Genomic DNA, 24531 nt, shown 5'->3' with positions numbered 1-24531 from the left:
TAAACACATAGCAAAATATAATGAACATAGCCTTGATTGGTTACGGTAAAATGGGCCGTATCATAGAAAAAATTGCTTCTGAACGAGGTCATACGGTGGCATTGATTATTGATGAGAATAATCGACATGAGATCATAGCGGACGATTTTTCTGACATTGATGTTGCCATTGATTTCAGTACGCCACATGGGGCCCTTCAAAACATAAATCTTTGTTTTGAAGCAGATACGCCCATGGTTGTGGGAACAACGGGCTGGTATAGTCACCTGGCGGAAATTGAAGAAAAATGTAAAGCAGGTAACAAATCCTTACTTTACGGGTCTAACTTCAGTATTGGTGTTAATGTGTTCTTTCATATCAATAAGTTATTGGCTAAAGCTATGAGTCCTTATAAACAATATGACGTCCAAGTAGAGGAAATCCATCATACTCATAAACTGGACTCCCCAAGCGGTACGGCCATTACGATAGCAGAAGGTATTTTGGAACATAACGATGATAAGGATGAATGGGTAAACAACCTGGTCGGAGAAGGCGACGAAATCATACCGAAGAAAAATCAGTTATTGATCGAATCGCATCGGATTGAGGAAGTACCCGGCACCCACACGGTATTGTACAGTTCGGAGGTGGATCAGATTGAATTTAAACACACAGCACATAGCCGTGCAGGCTTTGCTTTAGGTGCGGTCATCGCCGCGGAGTGGTTGCAAGGTAAGAAAGGCTTCTATGCTGTTACGGATATGTTTGATTTTGGGTAGCTGTCTGCGGTCAGAAATCAGCTTTCTTTTAGAACAAGCTGAAAGCCGACTTCCGAACGCTGATTACTTTTTTAATTATTGATATCTTATTTGTTTCTTAAGGCATCAATGAGCCCTCCGGGGTTTTGACCATCCCTACGGGAGGCAGGCTTTTTAATTTTTACTTTTTAATTTTTACTTTATAAGGCATGTTAACAGCTTTTTTGGTAGTATTTTTTCTGGGCACGCAGATCGGTTTATGGTTACTTTTTGTGAAAGCAGGAAGGCCCGGATGGGAATCACTGATTCCTTTCTATCGTGAATATATTATTACTAAACTTACCGGAAGACCATGGTGGTGGGTGATTTTGCTAGTAGTCCCTATCATCAATCTTTTCATCGGTATCGGGCTGTACATAGATTTTGTTCGATGTTTTGGTCGGCGTTCTTTTCTCGATCAAGTGGGGACCATTATCGTACCTTTTATCGTCTTCCCCTTATGGGGCGCTGATAAAACGGTTACCTATTGGGGAGCTTCTGCTACAGAAGAATTTAAGAAGAAGTATCCTTACAAAAAGTCTGCGACCCGGGAATGGGCTGACGCCATCGTCTTTGCAGTTGTCGCCGCAACGTTGATCAGGACTTTTTTAATTGAAGCTTACATGATTCCCTCCGGCTCTATGGAACGGAGCTTACTTACCGGGGATTTTCTTTTTGTTAGTAAAATAAACTATGGACCACGTCTTCCGATGACGCCGATTGCTTTTCCTTTTGCTCATCACACCATGCCAATAACGGGCACGAAGGCCTATTGGGACGGTTTGGAAATGGATTATCGTCGATTACCGGGCTTGCAGAAAATCAAACGTAATGACGTAGTGGTATTTAATTATCCGATGGAGGCTGATGCACCTTTTAATAGACCGGTGGATAAACGGGAAAATTATATAAAGCGTGCGATCGGTATACCGGGTGATACCATTTCCATTGTAAATGCACAGGTTTATGTTAATGGAAAACAGGGCATAACGCCCGTGGAAGGTCAACTTATGTACGAGGTGACCACGGATGGTACCGATATTAATCTAGACCGCATTAACGATATGCGGATCGACGGTGGATCAACGGGGCAAGCGAACCAGTACGTTTTCTATCTGACACCTTCGTTGGCAAATACAATCAAAGGATGGGCAAACGTGAAGGAAATAAAACCGCTTATTTATCCGAAGGGAACCCCTGAACCTACACAGGATATTTTTCCCCAAGGGTCAGATTGGAACAGAGATAATTATGGGCCGGTCATTGTGCCGCATCAAGGTTGGACGGTTCAATTGAATGAACAGACCGTGCCAATTTACGAACGTGCTATTACGGTATATGAAGGCCACACGTTTGAGAAAAAAGGGGATGGTTATTATATTGATGGTGCTAAAGCAACGAGTTATACCTTCAAAATGAATTATTATTGGATGATGGGGGACAATCGCCATAATTCATTGGATTCGAGATTTTGGGGATTTGTGCCGGAAGATCATATTGTTGGTAAGGCCCTTTTTGTATGGCTTAGTTTAGATGACAAAGGATCTTTCTTTGACAAGATCAGATGGAATCGTATTTTTATGGGAATCCATTAATTTTAGTTATTCGTTGAGAGTAGTTAAGTTGTTGAGTAGGGAATTAGTTAATTAGCCGATTAGCCAATTATTCATTAATGTTTATTTAAAGGCATTCCCTGAAAGACTCGGGACGGGCATGAGCTCTCCCGAGTCTTCGGAGTCGGTTAATTAATGTGATAATGTTGGTACGAACAACCAACAACGAATAACCAACAACTAACCTAGCCCTTAGGAGTGCCTCTGCTCACAACGGACAACTAATAACCAATAACTAACAACCAATAACCAATAACTAACAACCAATAACTAACACTACGCCCCTCCACCCAATGCTCTATACAACTCAACTCTAGCCAGCAATAATTGTTGTTTAAGGCTTACTAATTCCAGTTCACTGTCAATCGCATTCTGTTGCGCCGTAATGACTTCCAGATAAGTAGCATAACCTGCTTTAAATAATAATCCCGCTTGTTTAATACCTAGTTGAGCAACCTTTACTCGATTTTCAGCAATTTCATACTCTTCCTGCAATTTTTTAAAGGTTATCAACGTATTGGTAATTTCATTAATGGCATCCAATACAACCTGTTGAAAATCCAGTTCGGCCTTATCCCGTTCGAGTTTGGCAACTTCGATGTCCGTTTTAATTTTGCGTTTATTAAAGACAGGAGCTGTCAAACTCCCTATTATACCCCCAAATAGAGAGCCGGGAATTTTAAACCAATTTTTGGATAACATACTGTTTACCCCGCCTTCGGCTTCTATGGTCAGCGCCGGATAACGATAGGCCTGTGTGACGCCGACATTTGCATTAGCAGCACGTAGCGCGAGCTCAGAGGCACGTACGTCGGGTCGGTGACTCACCATGTATAGCGGAACACCGGCCGTAACAGAATCTTCGATCAAAAAATCAGTCAAGGAGGCATCTCGTGGAATACTATCGGGCAATTCACCGGATAAAGCTCGCAAGCTATTTTCTTGAATGACTACCTGACGCTCCAATTGCGGAATAAGCGATTGAGCTGCTAAACGTTGCGACTCGGTTTGCTGGATAGCGAGCGAGGTTACCTGACCTGCATCCCGTTGCAATTTGACAATGCGTAACGTACTATCAGTCAACCGCAGGTTTCGACGGGCTACTTCCAATTGAGCATCCAACATCAATAAGTTGTAATAGCCTTCCGCGATATTGGCAACCAATTGCGTTTGTAAGAGTTTACGAGCCTCATACTTTTGCAGATACTCCGCTAGGGTCCGCTCATTCAAGCGCCGAATTTTACCCCAAATGTCCAGCTCCCAGCTGAGTCCAATACTGCTCATATGCTGCATGGTATAATCAAATAAGGTTTCCGGAGCTTCTTTACCCTTCGTTTCGTAATATTTCGAGGAGGGATTAGAATAGAAGTTTTTGGATCGGTATTGCCTATTGACGCTTCCCAAGGTAGCATTGATGTCGGGAAGAAATTCTGCACGTGCCTGGAAAACACGTTGGTTAGCAATCTGAATGTTTTTCAGAGCTTTCCGCATATCGTAGTTACTCACAAGGGCCGTGTCAATAATTTTACGAAGTGTAGTATCGACAAAGAATTCGCGCCAATAGATGTTGCCTATTCCGACCGAATCGGCGGGACTGATTTCATCTCGATATTTTTTGGGAAGGTTCAAATGCGGCCGCTTATAATCTTTCCCTACTTTACAAGCATTAAGTAATAGACTAAGGAATATCGTCAAAAGTGCTATTGAGCCGAAGTGCCTTGTTTTTATATTTTTTTTAATCATCTTCTTCCTGAATCATTTTGGATTTTACCTTTTCATCAAAATGCTGAAAAACCATATAAAGAACGGGGATAACAAATACACCAACTGTTACGCCGAATAACATACCGCCTGCTGCACCGATACTGATTGAATGATTACCTTGTGCCGACGGTCCGACCGTCCACATCAAAGGAATCAAGCCCGCAACGAAAGCCAGTGAAGTCATTAGAATCGGTCTCAATCGTAAGCGGGCTCCTTCAATCGCGGCATCGTAAATCGACAAACCGGATTTACGTTGTTGAACGGCAAATTCCACAATGAGAATGGCGTTTTTCGCCAGTAGTCCTATAAGCATGATAAGGCCAACCTGAACATATATGTTGTTTTCGAGTCCGACCAGATTGACAGCTGTATAAACCCCTACGAGACCAACCGGAACCGAAAGTAAAATGGCGAAAGGTAAAATATAGCTTTCGTATTGTGCTGCCAGTAAGAAATAGACAAAGAGAATACTTAACGTAAAGATTAGAATGGTTTGTCCACCACTTTGTCGCTCTTCCAAACTCATGCCGGTCCATTCATAGCTATAGTTTGCTGTCAACACCTTTTCCGCCACCTCATCGACAGCTTTCATCGCGTCACCGGAACTATGGCCTGCCGCTGGTGTCGCATTGATAGCAATAGCATTAAATAAGTTATAGCGATTGACGGTTTCCGGACCAAAGACTTTCCGCAGTTTTACCAAGGTATTGGCTGGTACCATGTCACCGTTTTTATTACGGACGAAAATCGATTTAAAAGACTCCGGGTCATTGGTAAATCGGGCGTCTGCCTGCATGTAGATACGATATTGTCTGCCAAAGCGACTGAAATCGCCAGCTTGTACCCGGCCGTAATAGCCTCGTATGGTTGTCATCAGATCCTTTGCGGTGACACCTAGGGCCTGTGCTTTTACAAAATCGACCTCTAGCTGATATTGTGGGAAATTGGCTTTAAACGGCGTAAATGCTGTTTCAATTTCAGGTCTTTTTTGCAGTTCTTGAATAAAATTGTTCGCCACCTTGCTGAACGATGCAAAAGTACCACCGAGGCGGTCTTGTAATACGAACTCTAAGCCACTAAAATCACCAAACCCTTGTACCGTAGGACGTGGATAAACGCTAAAAGTGGCTTCGCTAATCTGAGAAAGATCCTGACGGATACTATCCATAAAAGCGTTAATGTCTTTTATCTCTCCTCGTTCCTTATGGTCTTTTAGATTGATATAGCCTACCGCAAAGGCCGGGCTGGCCGTGGCGTCAATGGCATTGTAACCGGAAATAGTCGTCATGCCTGAAATCTGCTCGCGTTTTCTCACTATGCTGTCGGCTCGCTGTAATACTTCTGTCGTTCTCGCTAAAGAAGCCCCAGGAGGCATAGACATAGAAAAGGTAACAAAACTGTCGTCTTCTGTGGGGATAAAGCTTGACGGTGTTCTATTCATCAAAAAAATACCGGCTGCGGAAAGCAAGGCTAACAGGGCCAGGGTAAGCCATTTCTTACGCAGCAGGAAATTTAAAGAGCGTATATACTTATTGGTAAGTGTATCAAACGCAACATTAAATCCATCAAAAAACCGCCTCGAATATTTGGACAATTTGCTTCCTTTTAACTCCTTTTCCTTATCATCATGGTGGTTGTTTCTCAACAACAAAGCGCATAGTGCAGGACTTAATGTTAATGCATTGAGCGCCGAAATCAAGATAGCAGTAGCTAGCGTATAGGCAAACTGTTTATAAAATAGGCCGGACGGACCTTCCATGAAACCGACAGGAAGGAATACTGCCGCCATTACCATGGTAATCGATAAGATGGCGCCGGTAATTTCGCTCATCGCAGAAAGTGTTGCTTTCCGCGGAGATAATCCGGTACGTTCCATTTTTTGATGAACCGCTTCTACGACAACAATGGCATCATCTACCACAATACCAATGGCTAAAACGAGCGCAAACATGGTTAAAACGTTGATGGAAAAGCCAAATAGAAGTAGGAAGAAAAAAGTTCCTACCAACGATACCGGGATGGCGATTGCCGGAATCAATGTGGAACGAAAATCTTGCAGGAATATAAAGACAATGACAAACACCAAGAAAAAGGCTTCGAATAAGGTGTGTTTCACCTGACTGATCGACTCGTCTATTTGATCACGAACACTATACGTGATTTCATATTTGATACCCTCGGGAAAAGATCGCTGTAACTTTTCCATCACCTTTCGTATTTGTCCATCGATTTCCACGGCATTCGAGCCACTCGTTTGGACTACGTTGATCGTTAACCCCGGGAAGCCGTTTACTTTGTTGTCCGATCCCACATTAGAAGCACCGAATTCGATACGAGCGACATCTTTAAGGTAGAGCACAGAACCGTCTTCGTTGGTCCGAATAACTAGATTTTCATAATCCTCCGGATTACTGAAACGACCGCGATGTTTCAAAACGGTTTCGAAAACCTCATCGGATGCTTCACCGAATTTTCCCGGGGCGATTTCAAAGTTTTGACTCTTGATGGCATCGATGACATCTTGAGGTACCAAGCCGTAAACAGCCAATTTTTCCGGATTAAGCCATGTACGCATGGAATAATCTCTAGCTCCAATTCGACTGATGGCGGCAACACCTGGGACGCGTAATAACTCGCGGTTAATATTAATTTGCGCATAGGCTTGCAGGAAGGTTTCATCATAAACCGTATCAGGGTGATTACTGAAAATATTCATAGTCATGATGACACCATTCTGCTTGGGCATAACACTGATGCCCGCTTCGTTTACTTCTGCGGGAATTTGGCTGGCGGCCTTTGAAACACGCGTCTGGACATTAACGGCCGCTTGATCGGGATTGGTGCCTGCTTTGAAGAAAATATTGATACTGCCGGAACCGGTATTACTGGCGGTAGATCGTATATAGGTCATATTGTCGACCCCGTTAATAGCTTCTTCAATAGGTAGTAAGACACTCTGCGCCACCGTTTCAGCATTGGCTCCGGGATAAGATAAAGTAACGCTCACGCTCGGAGGGGCAATTTCGGGAAAACGTGTGACAGGTAATTGCAGCATGCCGACAATGCCCAACATGACCAATAAGATGGATATGACGGTAGCAAGGACGGGTCTGCTTATGACGGTTTTTAACATAGTTTTTTCCTCTCGCTAATGGAGTTAATAGGTATTTACTTTAACACGGGGATTTTAACTGCGTTTGGGATTTTGTAGTTGTGGATTAATGGCTAGGCCGTCTTCCAATTTGTCAAAGCCTGACAGTACGACGCGGTCGCCCGGCCTTAGTCCATCTTTAACAATATAGTTAGGGCCGCTGACTCCATCAAGAATGACGGCACGCATCTTTACCTTGTTATCCGGCGTTACAATATATACAAAGGTTTTGTCTTGTAATTCAACGGCGGCTACTTGAGGCATCAACAAGACGCCGGGTTTCTTTTCTTCCATCTTAAGGGTACCGGTATTCCCTTGTCTGAGAACATCATGCGGATTGGCGAAAGAAGCCCGTAAGGAGATGGCCCCCGTTGTTCGGTTTACTTGACCATCAATCGCATCTACAATCCCTTTCTCCGCATATTCGGTACCGTCGGCCAACATAAGGCGAACGTAGGGAATTAACATGTCATTGTTAGCAGACGAGTCGTTTGATCGTCCACCTTTGGTGAAATGTAGGAAATCTGCCTCGCTCATCGAGAAATAGACATACACTTCGCGAGTATCCGAAAGTACCGTGAGCGGCTGGGAGTCTCCTTTGGTAACCAAGTTTCCGATGCGTTTGGGAATTCTGCCTATGTATCCGCTCGAGGGAGCTTTAATATTGGTGAAGCCAAGATTTATCTTGGCAGTAGCTACTGCCGTTGCCGCTTTTGCTACCGAGGCTTTAGCAACCTCGTTGTTCGCTTGTGCCGTACGGAGCTGAACGTCTGATATTACATCGTTTTCTACCAAAGGTTTGAGGCTCTCGACTTCCAAACGGGCATTTTTTTCTTTAGCCTTTTCAACTGTTTCTTCTGCAATGGCATTTTTGAGCGCCTCCAAATAAGGTTGTTCGTTGATTTTAAAAAGATTTTGTCCCTGTTTCACGTAGGCACCTTCATCAACATATATTTTTTCTAGAATGCCCTCAACCTGTGGACGGATTTCTACATTTACTTTTCCTTCGATGGTTCCGAGATAATCTCGTTCTGTTAAAGCCGTACCGGTGTCAACCATAAAAACCGGAAGACTTAATCGCTTGTTGCTTTCATCTTCTGCGTTGGAGGAACCGGAATGGCAGCTGCTTGTAATTGCTAATAAAAAAAGACCTGTACTGAGTGTTAAAAGGGATTTAATGTTTTTACTCGTTTTAATAATCATTGATGTTTTTTATGTTTTAGTGTTTAAGCATGTTGTTGCTTTTCAACAAAACATTTTCAAATAAGTTTGCTTTTATAAGGACATAAAGCCAACCTGTAGGTTTCAGAATTAATGCCAAAAACGTCATGCTATGTTCGGTGATGGTAAACTAAGGTCATTCGCTAGCTTTAGTAAATCATCAAATACACTTTTAACAACAGGGATGCCATTTGCTTTTCTTTCTATGGTTGCAGCCCGCTCGGGTTCACCGGGAATAATGACAGGCTGACTTTTGTCAATGGGTTCTGCGTTTTTAAACCGATGAATCCAATTATCCATATGCTGTTTAAAATCGTCAAGAGGACGGAAACCATCGGCTCTCAATGCGCCTAAAAAATGTCCCAAACCTTCTCCTACGGGTTGAGGATGAGGCTCTAAATAAGCAACAAAAGGCGGTGCCCAAGGGCCATAATTAGCGCCCGAAAGCACGGCACTTAGAATGTCAACCGTGGCGCTAAGTCCAAATCCTTTGTGACTACCATGTGCTCGGTCACCTCCCAAAGGAAGTAAGGCCCCTCCGGATTTAAGCTCGTGCGGATTTACCGAAGGAGTGCCGTCTTTCGTTTGTACCCATCCGTCAGGAATAGAATATCCATTGCGCTGAGCAATTTCAAGTTTACCGTTAGCAGCAGCGGATGTCGCCATATCTACAACTACCGGCGGATACGCTCCTGCCGGAAATGCATAACACATGGGGTTGGTCCCTAACATCCGCTCTTTGCTGAAAGTGGGGGTTACTAGCGGACTGGCATTGGTCATGGCATAACCGATCATATCTTGTTTAACAGCTAATAAGGCATGATAACCGGCAATGCCGAAATGATTGGAGTTGCGTACAGCGACCCACCCGGAGCCATAGTCTTTCGCTTTTTTGATGGCAATTTCCATGGCATAAGGTGCTACTACCAAACCTAAACCGCGATCCCCATCTACGGTAGCCGTAGTGGGCGTTTCATGTATAATCCGTATCTCCGGTGAAGGATTTAGTCTGCCTTTTTGCCACAGCCGAACATATCCGCTTAGTCGTGCCGTCCCGTGGGAATCAATGCCGCGTAGATCGGCTGCAATCAGCACATCCGCAGCCAGTTTAGCATGCGCTGCCGTACAACCGATCGTTAAGAATACTTGTTCAGTAAATTCACGTAGGCTGGTTTCGCTTATTATAAGTGTGTTTTCCAATTGTTTGTGTTTCTTTTTGTTCAAGTGCTTCGCAAACTTAATAAATTGTTGTTAGTTGTCGGTTATTAGTTGTGGGTTGCAAGTTATTAGTTATTCGTTGTTGGTTATTAGTTATTCGTACCAACATTATCAAACTAACCGACCCCAAAGACTCGAGGGAGCTCCTATAAATAATGCCTTTAAATAAACACTAATGAATAATTAACCAACCCACTACTTAGCTATTTAACGTCTCAACCACTCCACAATTTCTCTACTTCACGCCCATGCTTCATTGGCTAATTCACCAATTGGCTAATCGGCTAATTAACTAATCCCCTATTTAACTATTTAACGTCTCAACTACTCAACAAAAAAATAAAAAAATCATGCAACCTTTTTACTGCTCTTGACATCTAAGAGAAAAAGGGAACATAATTTGAAGCAATTATACACCATCGATGATCTATTGGAAGGTTGCCGCAGGGGAGAGCGAAAGGCACAGGAGTCGCTCTATCGGGCAATTGCTTCGAAGATGTTCAACCTTTGTTTGCGTTACGCCACATCCGAGATGGAAGCAGAGGATATGTTGCAAAATGGTTTTATCAAGGTGTTTCAGTGTGTAGCTGGTTTTAGAGGCGAGGGGTCTTTCGAAGGTTGGATACGAAAAATCTTTGTAAATACAGCGATAGAGATGATACGGAAGAATAAGCGAATACAGAACACAATAAGTGTTGACGCCGTTTTTGACGAAGAACAACAGACATTTGATATGGAAGGGCTGGAGGTACGTGATTTGCTTGCGCTGATTCAACAATTGCCTGACGGTTATCGTATCGTATTTAATATGTATGCCCTGGAAGGTTATTCACACAAAGAAATAGCAGAAGCACTGAGTATCAGCGAAGGTGCTTCAAAATCGCAATTGTCCCGTGCGCGGGCATGGTTAAAAAGTAAATTGGTAATGTTAGAAAGAGGGGGTAATTATGGATCGTATGCGGAATGATATTTTTGATGAGGAAGTTCGGAAAAAACTTGATTCTTTTGAACCGCAGGTCTCGAACAAAGTATGGTCGAATATCGCCGAACAGTTGGATCAGCAGACAACCGGATCGGGAGCAAGGTCGCTTCAAGTGAAGAGAGCCTTGATGAGGTGGTCGATAGCCGCCATGATTGCGCTTACTTTAGGGGTGGGGATAACTTATATCAAACAGCCACGCAAAGTTGTATATTTAAGTGCAAAGAAAGAAGTTATCAAAGACGAAGGGGCTGCCTTACCACTGCAAGTGACTAAAAGCAATAATGGAATCGGTAAAGGCGAAAAGATGGTTCATAGGAGCGTATCCCCTGCGAAAAGGAATTTAAAGGAGCGAATAGACGGGCGGAAAATAACGGTATCGGAAAATAGGGCAATGACAGATCCCGATGTTATTATGGAAGACACGGGCAACCGGCCCATGATCGTCAATGAGGTAGTATCAGTCGCCGTATCTCCAGGTAATGGACGCGTGGAGCAACCGGCGCTACAGTTTGCTTTTATTGAGACTCCGACGTTAAAGGATACAAAGATGAAGAGCCAAGAAAAGAAAAATTTCGGCATAGGTGAGATTTTAAATTATGTCGTAGGTTCGGTTGATCATGGCGATGCAAAGGTGCTGTCTTTTGCCAGTGATGATGAAGGCACATTGAAAGTAGCCGTTGATTTGAAGGCATTGAAGGTTAGGCTGTGATGGAGGAATGGTTAAGTAAGGGGGATAGTCAAGTAGTTAAGTAGGGGAATAGTTAAGTAGGGGAATAGTCAAGTAGTTAAGTAGAGGAATCGTTAAGTAGTTAAGTAGGGAAGTAGTTAAGTAGATACGAATTGACGACTCCACGACTCGACAACTTAACTATTTAACGACTCAACGACTCAACCATTTAACATCTCAACGACTCAACAACTCAACTATTTAACGTCTCCAACAACTAATAACGAACAACTAATAACTAATAACGAACAACTAATAACTAATAACGAACAACTAATAACTAATAACAAACAACTAATAACTACATATATGAAGCATATTTTATTTACAGGGTTAACTTTTTTAGCGTTGATTGGCACCGTTCAGGCAAGCAATACTGAATTATCGAAGGTGGAGGGGATACGTGATACAACGGATATGGACACCGTAAAAACTGAACGGAAGCGAAAGCTAACCGTCAAATGGAGCTCTGATGGAGATAATATGGTCAAGGTTGAACGTTGTAATCCTTGCGATAGCTTAAATAAAAGTAAGAGTACTGACTTTTTGAAGCAGAAGCCGAAGGTTATTTTAGGAATCACATTTTCCCGCTTTGATTTAGGATTGGCTACCTTACTAGATAATGGTAGTTTTACGCTTAGTCCGGAGAACGATTTTCTAAGGAACCGAACATGGAAAACAATTAATGTGGGCTTTGATGTTTTCCAATTCGGCTACCGCTTCAACGAAAAGTTTAGATTGTTTTTGTCTGCCGGTTTTGATTGGACCCACATCCGCCTGAAAAATGACATCATATTCGACCGGAATACTACACCGCTAAGCTACACCGAATCGGATATACATTATAGCAAAAACCGTTTCAGCTCCAGTTATCTTAGGATACCGATAACCTTCGAACATCGATTGGGCATGGATCGTGATTTACGAATTGCCTACGGCCCAATTGGAGGTTTCTTGCTAAGTGGAAGCCAAAAATTTAAGAGTGAAGAGGAAGGCAAACGGAAAGTTAAAGACGATTTTAATTATGCTAAATTCCGTTATGGTGCTTTTGCACGTGTAGGCTATAAATGGGTCGGTTTATATGCCAAGTACTATTTCAATGATATGTTTGAGAATAGTCCACAGCAAGAGGGCCTGAGAAATATGTCTTTCGGACTGATGTTCTTCTTCTAAAAACTGTTGCTTTTATAGGTCGATCAGTCGCTGTCACGATCGACCTAGTTCATGAATGCCTAAAATTTTTTTATCTTCGAGGCGTTTACACTATAAGTGTAATGTTTTTTGATGGCAAATAATACAAATACCCCTTCCTGCGATTTTATTCCTTCGGATACGCAAAAGCAAGGACTAGCATATATTCAGGTCGATAATTTATCAAAACGTTTTTCGGATAAACCGGATAGTTTAGGGTTAACCCAGATCTCCTTTGGTGTGGAGCAAGGTAAAATCACGGCGATTATAGGGGAAAGTGGAAGCGGAAAAAGCACGTTGTTGCGATTAATTTACGGTCTTGCAAGTCCTGATGAAGGGGAAATTCGTTTCAAGGATGGAAGGTGCCGGGGCCCTTTGATAAATTGATCCCGGGGCATGAAGACATGCGTCTGGTATCTCAGCACTTTGATGATTTAAATACCTATGCCAATGTTTGGGATAATGTGGCGTCTCGTTTATCAAATACCAACTTACTGGAAAAACACGATAAAACGGAAATCGCCTTAAACAGTCTGAATATTTTGAGGCTATCCAAACAACGTATTGCTGATCTAAGCGGAGGCGAGAAGCAGCGGGTAGCCATCGCCCGGGCACTTGTGACCGGACCGCAGGTCTTATTAATGGATGAGCCCTTTAATCAGGTCGATGCTTCATTCCGCGACCACTTGCAACAAGATATTCGAAAGATAGTAGATGAGATCGGCCTAACGGTCATTATGGTATCCCATGATCCAAGTGAAGTATTGGCTTTATCGGATGCTTTATTAATTTTACAAGACGGTAATTTAATGGGAGCAGGTAGCCCGAAAGAAATTTACAATAATCCACCCAATGCGTATACCGCTAGATTATTGGCAAGGAGTAATATATTGTCCGAGGAGGAAGCTAGTTATCTATTACCGGAGATAAGTGCAAAAGAGATCATTATCCATCCGGAGTGGATACGAATAGATGAGATCGTGCGGACTACTACGCCATTTACTATTCAGAACATCCTTTTTAAAGGCTTTTACGAAGAAATTATATTGTCGGCTGAGAAGCTCCAATTGCGATGTATTAATAAAATGCCGAATCGATATCAGCTTGGACAACAGGTGTCAATTGAAGTCTTGCAACATAAAGCGATTAATTAAGTCTCTTATCCAGGACTTCTAATAGCTTATCAAACTCTTCTTCCGTATAACCAAGGGATAAATAGATGATTTTGCCCTCTTCATCTACCACGACGTTTCTAGGAATACCGCTGTTTGCGTATTTTGAGAATATTTCCCGCTTCACATCAGGGAGGATGGGAAAGGTGTAGCCCGTTTTTTCAATGAATGGCCGCAGTTTGTCCCAATTCTCTTCACGGCCGAAGACGAATAACTCAAACTTTTTGTTAGTCTTGTAACGATCGTAAATTTCTTTCTGAACGCGAGGGAGTTCTTTTCGGCAAGGAGGGCACCATGTCGCGAAGAAATTGATCAACACGACCTTTCCTTTATAATCCTGTAGGTTTTTTAAGCTGCTGTCGGCTAGAGTGAACGAAAAATCAGGTGCCTTATCGCCTATTTTAACCAACCACTCTTGCTGATCTTGCGCGTAGGAAAATGTCGGTAGAAAGCTTATCAGGAAAAGGAACATGTATTTCATTTGCTATTTGTTTTTAGTTGTTCGTTATTGGTTATTCGTTGTTAGCCATTTGTCCTATGTCCTACTACTTTACCTGCCTGCCGGCAGGCAGGTGGTTATTACGGTACCAATACAAAAGTATCAAGCCTGCCTGCGGTAGGCAGGTATCAAGACAAACGCCAAATTATTTGCCTGTCAGTTGGGATTACTTTCTCCCGTTGGTCCGTCAGTTTCGGTTTTAACATAGAGAAGGAGGTGTTTATATTAAAAAACCTAATACGTCCGGTTAAAAGTAAAAGCCCTCCGTTCTGCCACAATGTCGCCTAGGAAATTTGCGGTTTGCACGTTGATGCATTACCGTTTAAAGCAAAGTTCCAAGCGACGAGTCTTTGGTTACTTTCTTCGGAAGAAAGTGACAAAATAAAGGTTTTTTTTTAAAACGAAATCCCTTTGACAGCTATGGTTCTATGTCATGTTACCTAGACCTTATGTCCAAAATTCGCTCATCATTTAAAAAAAGCTCACAACTGGGAATCAAAAAACTTCTTTACTGCACCATTTTATTCGCACAGGTTGAGCTTGCAAAAGCCTCCGGTTTCGCTTTGAATACAAAGCCCATACTTAAAATGTATCCCATAGCTTCATGAAGTGCCTGATTGGATTTAAACATAGGATTAGTGTTAATGTCGGCATGTACTTCTAAGTCGACATGATAGGTATCCAAAATATCGCAAAGTGAATAAGCCGTTTCAATAGAACGCTGCACTTCCGCGAGCATTCGTTCTTTGATGCTCATTTTAAGCAGGGACCGTTCTTGGTGAATGAACATAAAGCCACCTTTCTTTTCGCGGATAAAAGCAATCACGGTTGCAAAATCAGTGATTTGCCCTTTTACCTGCGAGTCGGTGCCGATGCAGACTTTGAGCTTGTTTCCTAATGCATATTCTTTCGAGATGGCTGTGCTTACTTCCTCGAGAAGTGGTTTGCGAATGGGTTCTCCGCTAAATTTTTTCCAGGTCATAAATTAAAGGTATTACGTTAAAATCTAAATAGCCCTTGCCTGCGTATCGATCTTTGCTATAAAGTTAGCGCATTTGAAGTGTTTCCTGATAAAGAGAATGTGGTTTATTTGTTAACATTTGGTTAATTATCAACACGTTGGGTTGTTGAGAGGTTAAGTCGTTAAATAGTTGAGACGTTAAATAGTTAAGTAGTTGATTAGCCAATGTGGTAATGTTGTAGGTAAGTGCGTGCCTAAAGCTTACTGCCTATAGCCCAACGCCTATAACAAATATCCAATATTTTACATCAGATTCTTCGTCCTTTTTAAACAAAATACGTTACTTAGCTGTATTATTAGATTAGATATTAATCTTATTAGTACTTATCGTAAAAAAATAGCAATATGAACTTTAAATCTCAAATCATGACGCTGGCAACGGGCGCTTTCATAGCAGCTTCTTTGTCGGCATGTAATCAATCTGGCACAAAATCAACAGAAGGAACCGACAGCACTACTGCCACTGAGGCTGCAACGAGTGCGATCAGTGTTACACCTGTCGCAGATTCAAAGGCATTTCCAGGTGCTGAATTGGCCGTCTCTTCTATTACGGCTACACCGGGTGCTTCCCAGGATTCAGTGAAGTTGGAGGTTAAATATGCGGTAAAGAATTTTACGTTGACAGAACATACAGCCGATCATAATGCGGATCATATGGCTAATTCAGCGGAAGGGCAGCATATCCATTTTATTTTGGACAACCAGCCTTATACCGCACTTTATAAACCGGAAAATAGTGTAAGTCTGAAGAAAGGAACCGAGCACTATTTATTGTCCTTTCTTTCACGTTCTTACCATGAATCCATAAAAGAGCCAAAGGCTTATGTTTTAAAGCATTTCAAAATTACCGATCAGGGAAAATATGAGGAATTACCCGTTCCTGCGGATGCCGCTTTATTCTATAGTCGTCCGAAAGGCGAATATAAGGGAAAAGATACCGAGAACTTATTGCTTGACTTCTACCTAGTGAACACGGAGTTATCGGCTTCGGGCAACAAAGTGAAAGCAGAGATTAATGACACTACGATCACGTTGGATAAATGGGGACCTTATGAAATCAAGGGAGCTCCAAAAGGAAATCTAAAAGTCAAATTAACGTTGGTAGGACCTGATGGGAACGAAATAAAAGGAGACAATACTTCTATAACGAGAGAAGTTAAATTGAGCGAATAAGAAACAATTTTTAAAGAGGGGGCTGTTAGTGATTATATCCTAGCAGCCCTTTTTTATACCCCTCATTTTATCTAAGTTTGCTTCGTAAACAATAAAACTATGCAAGATTATACCTCGTATTTATCGACAGTTGTGAAGGCTTTAGGTTTGGATGAAGCATGCGTAAAACTACTGGAAGAAGACATCAACTTAACACAGCAACTTCATCATATTGATCAAATATATGAGCGCATCTCTTACATAGGAACAAGCTTGAACGTGTCTCGAGAAGCGGAAAAACTAATCGAAGAACTTGCTGAGCGTATTAATATCGTGGTTCACAAACTGAAATTTATAGCAGATAACCAACGACCTACTGTTAAAGTGGTAGCCGAATCGACGCTTGATAACGAACTGGAGGCTTATATTAATACCATTATACGAACTGCAGGGGGAAGGGTATATAACGAAGGACTGGATACGAAGGGACCTGAGCTTTTCATCTTTCTAGCTCAAAATAGGAGTATGTTTCAATTATTAGGTGAAATCCCAGGCTTTTTAGCAGATGAGGAATGGGAAAACACGCCGGCTATTAAGGAAAATAAGGTGTTTTTAATTGACGGCGAAAAGCACTTACTTGCTAGTTTGCCCGAGGCCGCAGATGATGTAGAGCTTTTGGCAGAAATTCTTTACCCTCAATATTTTGTGTTTGGCGGGGAGGGAGAATCGTGGATGAAATTTGAGCTTAGTTAATTCGTTGAATAGGGAAATAGTTAAGTGGAGAAGTAGTTAAGTAGTTAAGTAGGGGAATAGTCAAGTAGTTAAATAGGGAAGTAGTTAGTTAAGTGGATACAACTCAACGACTCAACCATTTAACCTCTCAACGACTCAACTATTTAACGTCTCCAACAACTAATAACCAATAACGAACAACTAATAACGAACAACCAATAACGAACAACTAATAACTAATAACAAACAACTAATAACTCGCAACTATTTCACCAGCTTCTTGTATTTAATCCGCTTTGGTCCCGTGTCTCCCAATCGTTTCTTCCGGTTCTCTTCATACTCCGAGTAGTTTCCTTCAAAGAAATAAACTTGGGAATCGCCTTCAAAAGCGAGGATGTGTGTACAGATTCGATCTAAAAACCAACGGTCGTGTGATATAATCACGGCACAGCCACCAAAATTCTCGAGACCCTCCTCCAACGCTCGAAGCGTATTCACATCAATATCATTGGTTGGTTCGTCCAGCAGTAAAACATTGGAACTTTTCTTAAGGGTAATGGCTAAGTGCACGCGATTGCGCTCACCGCCCGATAGTACGTCGATTTTTTTCTGCTGGTCGGCACCATTGAAGTTGAATTTGGAAACATAAGCCCGGGAATTAACGGTGCGATTCCCTAGGACGATATTATCGTGCCCTCCGGTGATATTTTCCCAGACGTTTTTGTTCGGATCTAAGTCGTCATGCATTTGATCCACATAACCCAATGCAACGGTTTCTCCTACCCGGAAGGAGCCGCTGTCCGGTTGCTCTTGTCCGGTGATTAATCGGAACAATGTAGTTTTTCCTGCACCATTTGGTCCTATAATACCAACAATGCCCGCAGGAGGAAGTGAAAAAGTGAGGTTTTCAAACAGCACTTTATCGCCGTAAGCCTTGGTTACATTTTGCGCTTCAATCACTACATTTCCCAAACGAGGGCCTGGAGGAATAAAGAGCTCCAACTTTTCTTCCCTTTCCTTCGTTTCTTCAGAAGCCAACTTTTCGTAATTGGAAAGACGGGCCTTGGATTTAGCGTGACGCGCTTTCGGAGCCATCCGCACCCATTCCAACTCCCGTTCGAGTGTTTTTTGGCGTTTACTTTCCGTCTTTTCTTCCTGTGCCAGACGTTTAGCCTTTTGATCTAACCAGGAAGAGTAATTGCCTTTCCAAGGAATACCTTCCCCGCGATCTAGCTCCAAAATCCATCCGGCCACATTATCCAAGAAATAGCGATCGTGTGTTACCGCAATCACCGTTCCTTTATATTGTTGTAGGTGCTGTTCCAGCCAGTCGATCGACTCGGCATCCAGGTGGTTCGTTGGCTCGTCTAACAGTAACACGTCCGGCTCTTGAAGTAGAAGCCGACATAATGCCACTCTTCTGCGCTCGCCTCCTGACAAATTGGCAATGGATGCGTCGGGGTCGGGGCAGCGCAGGGCATCCATGGCCCGTTCAAGCTTATTGTCCAATTCCCAAGCACCGGTGGCGTCGATTTTATCCTGTAGTTCACCTTGTCGATTCATTAATTTTTCCATCTCATCCGGGTTTTCATACACCTCCGGCAACCCGAATTTTTCATTAATTTCCTCGTATTCCGTTAAGATGGCCTTCGTTTCAGCGACTCCCTCTTCCACTACTTCTTTCACTGTTTTTGCGGGGTCTAAAATAGGTTCTTGCGCTAAATAACCCACCGAATACCCCGGAGAAAAAACAACTTCACCCTGGTAAGATTTGTCTAAACCGGCTATGATTTTTAAGAGGGAAGATTTTCCGGAGCCATTTAAACCAATTACGCCAATTTTAGCACCGTAGAAAAAAGATAAATAGATATTTTTTAGTACCTGTTTTTGAGGCGGGTAAATCTTATTTACACCGGCCATCGAAAATATTACTTTCTCGTCTGACATATTCGTGATAAAATTCTACTGCAAAGATGGCGATATTTAGTCATAAACGCGTAACTTTAGGTATCATAAAGACTGACAAGAATTGCATATGAGAGAAATGGCGTAATTGTTGATAAAAGTTACATAAAGCGCTCAAAGTTTTAATTAATAATTTTATACATTAGAGCATTAAAAGAAAGGTAAATACATTCATGGAAGCAAAATTCTCGCCACGCGTAAAAGACGTTATCTCCTATAGCAGGGAAGAAGCGCTTCGACTTGGACACGACTACATCGGCACCGAGCATCTCTTGCTGGGCCTGATCCGCGAGGGAGATGGTTTAGCAATCAAAATATTAAAGCATGTGGGGGTAGATACTGCCCGTTTACGCCGCTCCATCGAAGAGGCTGTAAAAGGGACGTCATCCACTTCGGCTAATCTTGGCAATATTCCACTGACGAAGCAGGCGGAAAAAGTGCTCAAGATTACTTACCTAGAAGCTAAGATATTTAAGAGCGAAATTATTGGCACCGAGCATCTATTACTTTCTATCTTAAGAGACGAAGATAATATTGCTTCTCAGATACTTCAGCAATTCCATATCAATTATGATATTTTCAAAGCTGAGGTAGAGCAGAACAAAACGGAAATCACCGACCAAGCAGCCGGTTCGGCTGCGGGAGATGATGATTTCCGCGATGAAGATAGCTTCAGCCAACCTAAAAAAGTGTCAGATATTAAATCGAAAACCCCGGTACTGGATAACTTTGGTCGCGACTTGACCAAAGCTGCAGAAGAAGGACGTTTAGATCCAATCGTTGGACGTGAAAAAGAGATTGAACGCGTATCTCAGATTCTTTCACGTCGTAAAAAGAATAACCCGATTTTAATTGGTGAACCGGGAGTTGGTAAATCGGCTATTGCCGAAGGCTTAGCCTTGCGCATTGTACAACGGAAAGTTTCTAGGGTGCTCTTTAACAAGAGAGTAGTTACCTTAGATTTGGCTTCCCTAGTCGCAGGTACTAAATACCGCGGTCAATTTGAAGAGCGGATGAAGGCGGTGATGAATGAACTCGAAAAATCACCTGATGTGATTTTATTTATCGATGAAATTCATACCATCGTGGGCGCCGGCGGAGCTTCCGGATCACTGGATGCTTCGAACATGTTTAAACCAGCTTTGGCACGTGGAGAAATTCAATGTATCGGAGCTACTACGCTGGATGAATATCGCCAGTATATTGAAAAGGATGGCGCCTTAGACCGTCGTTTCCAAAAAGTAATGATCGAACCGGCAACGCATGAGGAGACGATTGAAATTCTTAACCGTATCAAGGATAAGTATGAAGAGCACCACGCGGTAACTTTTACACCGGAGGCGATTGAAGCCTGTGTGAGTTTAACTACTCGCTACATTACTGACCGATTCTTGCCGGACAAGGCAATTGATGCCTTGGATGAAGCAGGGTCACGTGTTCACCTAACAAATATTCATGTTCCTCAGAGCATCATTGATATTGAAGAGAAAATCGAAGATATCAAAGTGGAGAAGAATAAAGTAGTTCGTAGTCAGAAGTATGAGGAAGCTGCTAAGCTTCGTGATACGGAGAAGAAATTACTGGAAGAGTTGGATCGTGAAAAGCAAGCTTGGGAAGCAGAAACGAAAACCAAACGTTATACCGTTACGGAAGATGATGTTGCTCAAGTGGTGTCGATGATGACCGGTATTCCGGTTCAACGTGTTGGACAAACCGACAGCCAAAAGCTGCTAAACATGGCCGAATCGATGAAAGGAAGGATTATCGGGCAGGACGATGCGGTGAAGAAACTTGTGAAGGCGATTCAACGTACCCGTGCCGGTTTGAAAGATCCGAAAAAACCAATCGGTTCCTTTATCTTCTTAGGGCCTACAGGTGTCGGTAAAACGGAATTAGCGAAAGAGTTAGCACGTTTTATGTTCGACAGCGAGGATTCTTTGATCCAGATCGATATGAGCGAATACATGGAAAAATTTGCTGTATCACGTTTGGTAGGAGCGCCTCCAGGATATGTCGGTTATGAAGAAGGCGGTCAGTTAACTGAAAAGGTACGTCGCAAACCGTATTCTGTAGTTCTATTAGATGAAATCGAAAAAGCTCACCCGGATGTGTTCAACTTGCTATTACAGGTATTGGACGAAGGACAGTTAACCGATAGTTTGGGTAGAAGAGTGGATTTTAGAAATACGATCGTTATCATGACTTCGAATATCGGTGCCCGTCAATTGAAAGACTTTGGTCAAGGCGTAGGTTTCACTACTAGTGCGAAGGCTACACAGGCTGAGACGCATTCTCGGAGTGTCATCGAGAATGCCTTAAAACGCGCTTTTGCTCCGGAGTTCTTAAACCGCGTAGACGATGTGATTGTGTTCAATTCACTTGGTAAAGAAGAGATCTTCAAGATTATCGATATCGAGTTGAAAGCATTGTTTACTCGTATCCAAGGTTTGGGCTATACCGTGAACTTAACAGAAGGTGCGAAAGAATTCATTGCGGAGAAGGGCTTTGACAGTAATTTCGGAGCTCGTCCATTGAAACGTGCCATTCAGAAGTATTTGGAAGATCCAATTGCGGAAGAAATTCTGAAAGGTGATTTAGCAGATGGCGCTACTTTAGAAATTGACTACAATAAGGAAAAAGAAGAGATTGTGGTAAATGGCTCACATAAGAGCGATAGTAAGAAGTCGGCTAAGCCTACAGATATCGAGAAAGAGCATGAAGATGAGAAAGACGGAAGCAATAGTAAGTAGCTAAGGGCTTTCAGCAATCGGCTATCAGCTTAATATAGAAAAAAGCGTCGCGCATTTGCGTGACGCTTTTTTTGTTGGGGATTTGTTAAATCGTTGAGTAGTCGAACCGTTGATTTAATTAGCCAATAGTTGAATAGGAAAATAGTTGAGTAGGGGAGTGGACCCAGTTGTTAATATGCTTTTGAGCCTCCTCAATTCGTTTAATATCTTCTTCTGCCCAAGCGGAAACTTTTAATATTTTCTTTTTGTAGGAAGAGAGATTCTCCACTTTTTTTTCTTTTTGTTTAATAGAAAATCAACAAAGTCGCTTACCTCTTTTTGTGAAGCGGCATCAAGTAAATTGTATTTTATTTGAATGTTCGTCATGGCATCTTTGTTATTTCTACTACAAGGATAACAAAATGAGGTGAAATTACGTTATTCACTATGCGTTGAAAAAGAGGATAATGCTACTCCATACTCCATATTAACTACTCCCTATTCACTAAATTAAATTATGGAGCGATTCTTGCTTAAACCTTTTCATGTTTTGTCACTCTAAGAAGTAGATACTCGTTGAGTGGTTGAGACGTTGAATAGGGAATTAGCTAATTAGTTAATGTGATAATGTTGGTACGAATAATGATAACCGTTAACAATTAACTAGTCTAGTTAAGTAGTATTGCCCTTACGAACGCCGTCACCAATAACGAACAACTAAAAACAAATAGCGAATGAAGAAGTATTTATTTTTAATGATTGCCTTAGTAGGTTTGGTAGGTATGAGTGGGTGTGAAAAGACAGAAGTTGTCGAACGTGCTGTTTTACCGCGAACGTTCATTTATACAATAACGCCCGACGAGTGGGGCGTCTCGGAAAATGGGCTTAATATACAAACAACTTTACCGATTGCGGAGTTGGATCGATATTACATCGAGCAGGGAAACGTCAGCGTGGCAATTAGTGAAGATGGCGAAACTTCTTATGATATATTGCCTTCCACTTTTAATGGAATTGCCTATTCTGTTAGGTATAGTGTAGGTCAAATAAATATTTATGGCGAAGACCCAATTAATAATGGAGATTTCGAAGTGCCTATTCCTAACTACGATGTTGTATTTAAAGTGACATTGTCAGATGCTGATTATGTAGAATAATTTTGTTGGCACTCAAGACACTTCTATATTCTCGAGTGCCGACGTAAATACTAATTTGTGAGAGATTCAATTTGTTTCCTTAACCAGATTGAAGTGTTGAATTTTTCATAGAACTCTTTACGTTTTAATTTCCTTATCAGTTTTCTTCAAGAAGATTCTCTATTATTTGTTTGTACTTGTTCTTTGCATGCTTTTTATCGCGGTTTTTCTATTATTCAGAGACCACTGTAAGAAAGTTTGTAAAGTCTAGAATAAGAATGAGGTTGTTATGGCACAGTTGATCGCTTGGTAGTTAATTTTTTGAAAGCAAGTAGCTCACTGATTTGTGTCACAAATCATTTCTTCCTCTTTTTTTCTGCTTTTGCTTTAATACGATCGATTTCGGTCTTCTTTTCTAAAAGTATGGTGTAAAACCATTCAGCTTCTCTTAGTGGTTTATGGTCAGGGCCGACGGCCGTTGCCTGATTTTTTATATACATTTCCTCATTAACGCAAAAAGCGTGCAAGAAACCGGCGGGATTCATTGTTTTTTCGCCAATCATTTTTCGTTGTTCTAGCCAGTCGAGTTGATAATAATGCAAAGAAAAATAGACAAATACCAAGGCTTCTTTGGGTAATTTTTTAAGGCATTTCCATTGTACATCAAAGGTGGCGGGCAGCGGAGGTTGTTCCATTTTTGATTTAACGAGCATAATTTCTTCCTGTGCCAGTATTTGATATGCTTCCTGCGCATAGTCGATACTTACCAATGCGACCCGGAGAAAAGCCCCGGGATCGGGATTGATATCGCGTTGCAAGAAGGGAATATTTTGTTTCGGTGTGATGGCATCGATAGTGATCTCTACGGTACCGTCTGGCTGAATCGAACAGCGGGGAAAAACATGCAAGGTTTTCTCAAAAGGAGCATCTGGATTGAATTGGAAACCGATAAAGGGGCTAGGATCTATTTGGTTTAGGTTTTTGTGGCCAGCGGCTTCCGGGAGTTGACTGACGCATTTTTGCATAACCGCATTTAACCTGCCCGAAACATAAGGATCCATATACTCAAAAAGCAAACTCCCTATCTGTCGGATAATTTTGGTTGCATTGCTGCTGATACCAAATTCGTGCGCAGCAATGCGGGTATTGGTGGTTTGCTTTACCACTCTCGGCATACTTTGTACGATGGATTCGCCATTTACATCCCGATAAACTTCATGTCCTTTTTTTCCGCTCAGTCGTCCGTTTTTGTTAATCTTCGCCATAATTTATATATTCGCTTTTAGCCAATACTTGGCCGTTTCAATTATTAATTCCGGTTCTTCTTTTCCTCATACCAAGTCTATACTTTCTTCATATCTTCTTCGCCTTTATTGAACATGCAATCTATATCATTTCCAGGGTGAGTCCAGGTTTTTAACTTAAAACGTGGACTCACCCTGGACTCAATGTGGACTCACCCTGGACTCACCCCGAAGA

Annotated in this window: 20 protein-coding genes; 11 read left to right on the top strand and 9 right to left on the bottom strand. The window is 42.1% G+C overall.

The genetic code is table 11. From position 1 onward, the window contains the following. The first annotated feature begins 20 nt into the window (after window positions 1-20). Both dapB and lepB read left to right on the top strand, forming a co-directional pair. On the top strand, window positions 21-761 hold the full coding sequence (dapB, locus tag QT327_RS07750; protein ID WP_130858555.1) for a 4-hydroxy-tetrahydrodipicolinate reductase: 741 nt from the start codon (window positions 21-23) through the stop codon (window positions 759-761). Between the two features lie 188 nt (window positions 762-949). Then, entirely contained in the window at window positions 950-2374 is a 1425-nt protein-coding gene (gene lepB, locus QT327_RS07745; protein ID WP_130858554.1) for a signal peptidase I, read from the top strand. A gap of 294 nt (window positions 2375-2668) precedes the next feature. Here lepB and QT327_RS07740 read toward each other — a convergent pair whose 3' ends face one another. From QT327_RS07740 to QT327_RS07725, 4 genes are all read right to left on the bottom strand, one after another. Beyond that, window positions 2669-4135, bottom strand: a complete 1467-nt coding sequence (locus tag QT327_RS07740) for an efflux transporter outer membrane subunit (protein WP_289552543.1) — start codon at window positions 4133-4135, stop codon at window positions 2669-2671. Beyond that, the gene (locus tag QT327_RS07735; RefSeq protein ID WP_013663733.1) at window positions 4128-7289 is read right to left on the bottom strand and encodes an efflux RND transporter permease subunit; all 3162 of its coding nucleotides are present in this window, start codon (window positions 7287-7289) and stop codon (window positions 4128-4130) included. The genes QT327_RS07740 and QT327_RS07735 overlap by 8 nt, the downstream gene beginning before the upstream one ends. A gap of 54 nt (window positions 7290-7343) precedes the next feature. Continuing rightward, entirely contained in the window at window positions 7344-8510 is a 1167-nt protein-coding gene (locus QT327_RS07730; RefSeq protein WP_130858552.1) for an efflux RND transporter periplasmic adaptor subunit, read from the bottom strand. A 123-nt stretch (window positions 8511-8633) separates the two neighbouring features. Beyond that, on the bottom strand, window positions 8634-9752 hold the full coding sequence (locus tag QT327_RS07725; protein ID WP_130858551.1) for an Ldh family oxidoreductase: 1119 nt from the start codon (window positions 9750-9752) through the stop codon (window positions 8634-8636). 394 nt (window positions 9753-10146) lie between these two features. Here QT327_RS07725 and QT327_RS07720 point away from each other — a divergent pair, with 394 nt between their 5' ends. The 5 genes from QT327_RS07720 to QT327_RS07700 all read left to right on the top strand — a co-directional run bounded on the left by QT327_RS07720 (window position 10147) and on the right by QT327_RS07700 (window position 13800). Then, complete coding sequence (locus tag QT327_RS07720) at window positions 10147-10713, top strand: RNA polymerase sigma factor (RefSeq protein ID WP_130858550.1); 567 nt, start codon at window positions 10147-10149, stop codon at window positions 10711-10713. Next, window positions 10694-11437, top strand: coding sequence for a hypothetical protein (locus tag QT327_RS07715; protein WP_289552542.1), 744 nt, complete (start codon window positions 10694-10696; stop codon window positions 11435-11437). Before QT327_RS07720 ends, QT327_RS07715 begins: the two co-directional genes overlap by 20 nt. 327 nt (window positions 11438-11764) lie before the next feature. Further along, the gene (locus QT327_RS07710) at window positions 11765-12628 is read left to right on the top strand and encodes an outer membrane beta-barrel protein (protein ID WP_013663728.1); all 864 of its coding nucleotides are present in this window, start codon (window positions 11765-11767) and stop codon (window positions 12626-12628) included. 111 nt (window positions 12629-12739) lie between these two features. Further along, window positions 12740-13033, top strand: coding sequence for an ATP-binding cassette domain-containing protein (locus QT327_RS07705; RefSeq protein ID WP_289552541.1), 294 nt, complete (start codon window positions 12740-12742; stop codon window positions 13031-13033). 17 nt (window positions 13034-13050) lie between these two features. Next, window positions 13051-13800, top strand: a complete 750-nt coding sequence (locus QT327_RS07700) for an ATP-binding cassette domain-containing protein (RefSeq protein WP_289552539.1) — start codon at window positions 13051-13053, stop codon at window positions 13798-13800. Here QT327_RS07700 and QT327_RS07695 read toward each other — a convergent pair. Together QT327_RS07695 and QT327_RS07690 are read right to left on the bottom strand one after the other, a co-directional pair. After that, on the bottom strand, window positions 13793-14299 hold the full coding sequence (locus QT327_RS07695) for a TlpA family protein disulfide reductase (protein ID WP_207303822.1): 507 nt from the start codon (window positions 14297-14299) through the stop codon (window positions 13793-13795). The two genes, QT327_RS07700 and QT327_RS07695, sit on opposite strands and share 8 nt — an antisense overlap. A gap of 526 nt (window positions 14300-14825) precedes the next feature. Next, entirely contained in the window at window positions 14826-15299 is a 474-nt protein-coding gene (locus QT327_RS07690; RefSeq protein WP_013663724.1) for a ribonuclease H-like YkuK family protein, read from the bottom strand. A gap of 384 nt (window positions 15300-15683) precedes the next feature. Between QT327_RS07690 and QT327_RS07685 the strand changes: the two genes are divergently transcribed. Together QT327_RS07685 and QT327_RS07680 are read left to right on the top strand one after the other, a co-directional pair. Next, window positions 15684-16511, top strand: coding sequence for a hypothetical protein (locus QT327_RS07685; protein ID WP_130858547.1), 828 nt, complete (start codon window positions 15684-15686; stop codon window positions 16509-16511). A 99-nt stretch (window positions 16512-16610) separates the two neighbouring features. Further along, a complete protein-coding gene (locus QT327_RS07680) occupies window positions 16611-17243 on the top strand; it encodes an ABC transporter substrate-binding protein (RefSeq protein WP_130858546.1) in 633 nt (210 codons plus the stop codon). A gap of 243 nt (window positions 17244-17486) precedes the next feature. Here QT327_RS07680 and ettA read toward each other — a convergent pair whose 3' ends face one another. Beyond that, complete coding sequence (gene ettA, locus QT327_RS07675) at window positions 17487-19169, bottom strand: energy-dependent translational throttle protein EttA (protein WP_130858545.1); 1683 nt, start codon at window positions 19167-19169, stop codon at window positions 17487-17489. A 191-nt stretch (window positions 19170-19360) separates the two neighbouring features. Here ettA and QT327_RS07670 point away from each other — a divergent pair, with 191 nt between their 5' ends. Further along, window positions 19361-21937, top strand: coding sequence for an ATP-dependent Clp protease ATP-binding subunit (locus QT327_RS07670; RefSeq protein WP_130858544.1), 2577 nt, complete (start codon window positions 19361-19363; stop codon window positions 21935-21937). Window positions 21938-22055: 118 nt separating this feature from the next. Here the strand turns inward: QT327_RS07670 and QT327_RS07665 are convergent, their stop codons facing one another. Continuing rightward, window positions 22056-22205, bottom strand: a complete 150-nt coding sequence (locus tag QT327_RS07665) for a hypothetical protein (protein ID WP_289552535.1) — start codon at window positions 22203-22205, stop codon at window positions 22056-22058. Between the two features lie 445 nt (window positions 22206-22650). Here QT327_RS07665 and QT327_RS07660 point away from each other — a divergent pair, with 445 nt between their 5' ends. Beyond that, a complete protein-coding gene (locus tag QT327_RS07660) occupies window positions 22651-23073 on the top strand; it encodes a hypothetical protein (RefSeq protein ID WP_130858543.1) in 423 nt (140 codons plus the stop codon). Window positions 23074-23408: 335 nt separating this feature from the next. Here QT327_RS07660 and QT327_RS07655 read toward each other — a convergent pair whose 3' ends face one another. Beyond that, entirely contained in the window at window positions 23409-24317 is a 909-nt protein-coding gene (locus QT327_RS07655; protein ID WP_289552534.1) for a hypothetical protein, read from the bottom strand. Window positions 24318-24531 lie beyond the last annotated feature (214 nt).

Source organism: Olivibacter sp. 47, assembly GCF_030372825.1.
GTDB lineage: Bacteria > Bacteroidota > Bacteroidia > Sphingobacteriales > Sphingobacteriaceae > Olivibacter > Olivibacter oleidegradans.
Note: the sequence above shows the minus strand (reverse complement) of the source record. Positions and strands in the feature narration are given on the sequence as shown.

Excerpts from the sequence above, each read along its gene's own strand:
- QT327_RS07680 (WP_130858546.1), top strand. The coding sequence starts at position 16,611 with ATGCAAGATTATACCTCGTATTTATCGACAGTTGTGAAGGCTTTAGGT.
- lepB (WP_130858554.1), top strand. The coding sequence starts at position 950 with ATGTTAACAGCTTTTTTGGTAGTATTTTTTCTGGGCACGCAGATCGGT.
- QT327_RS07700 (WP_289552539.1), top strand. The coding sequence starts at position 13,051 with ATGCGTCTGGTATCTCAGCACTTTGATGATTTAAATACCTATGCCAAT.
- QT327_RS07690 (WP_013663724.1), bottom strand. The coding sequence starts at position 15,299 with ATGACCTGGAAAAAATTTAGCGGAGAACCCATTCGCAAACCACTTCTC.
- QT327_RS07730 (WP_130858552.1), bottom strand. The coding sequence starts at position 8,510 with ATGATTATTAAAACGAGTAAAAACATTAAATCCCTTTTAACACTCAGT.
- QT327_RS07655 (WP_289552534.1), bottom strand. The coding sequence starts at position 24,317 with ATGGCGAAGATTAACAAAAACGGACGACTGAGCGGAAAAAAAGGACAT.
- QT327_RS07735 (WP_013663733.1), bottom strand. The coding sequence starts at position 7,289 with ATGTTAAAAACCGTCATAAGCAGACCCGTCCTTGCTACCGTCATATCC.
- QT327_RS07685 (WP_130858547.1), top strand. The coding sequence starts at position 15,684 with ATGAACTTTAAATCTCAAATCATGACGCTGGCAACGGGCGCTTTCATA.
- QT327_RS07660 (WP_130858543.1), top strand. The coding sequence starts at position 22,651 with ATGAAGAAGTATTTATTTTTAATGATTGCCTTAGTAGGTTTGGTAGGT.
- QT327_RS07715 (WP_289552542.1), top strand. The coding sequence starts at position 10,694 with ATGGATCGTATGCGGAATGATATTTTTGATGAGGAAGTTCGGAAAAAA.
- QT327_RS07740 (WP_289552543.1), bottom strand. The coding sequence starts at position 4,135 with ATGATTAAAAAAAATATAAAAACAAGGCACTTCGGCTCAATAGCACTT.
- QT327_RS07705 (WP_289552541.1), top strand. The coding sequence starts at position 12,740 with ATGGCAAATAATACAAATACCCCTTCCTGCGATTTTATTCCTTCGGAT.
- ettA (WP_130858545.1), bottom strand. The coding sequence starts at position 19,169 with ATGTCAGACGAGAAAGTAATATTTTCGATGGCCGGTGTAAATAAGATT.
- dapB (WP_130858555.1), top strand. The coding sequence starts at position 21 with ATGAACATAGCCTTGATTGGTTACGGTAAAATGGGCCGTATCATAGAA.
- QT327_RS07695 (WP_207303822.1), bottom strand. The coding sequence starts at position 14,299 with ATGAAATACATGTTCCTTTTCCTGATAAGCTTTCTACCGACATTTTCC.
- QT327_RS07710 (WP_013663728.1), top strand. The coding sequence starts at position 11,765 with ATGAAGCATATTTTATTTACAGGGTTAACTTTTTTAGCGTTGATTGGC.
- QT327_RS07670 (WP_130858544.1), top strand. The coding sequence starts at position 19,361 with ATGGAAGCAAAATTCTCGCCACGCGTAAAAGACGTTATCTCCTATAGC.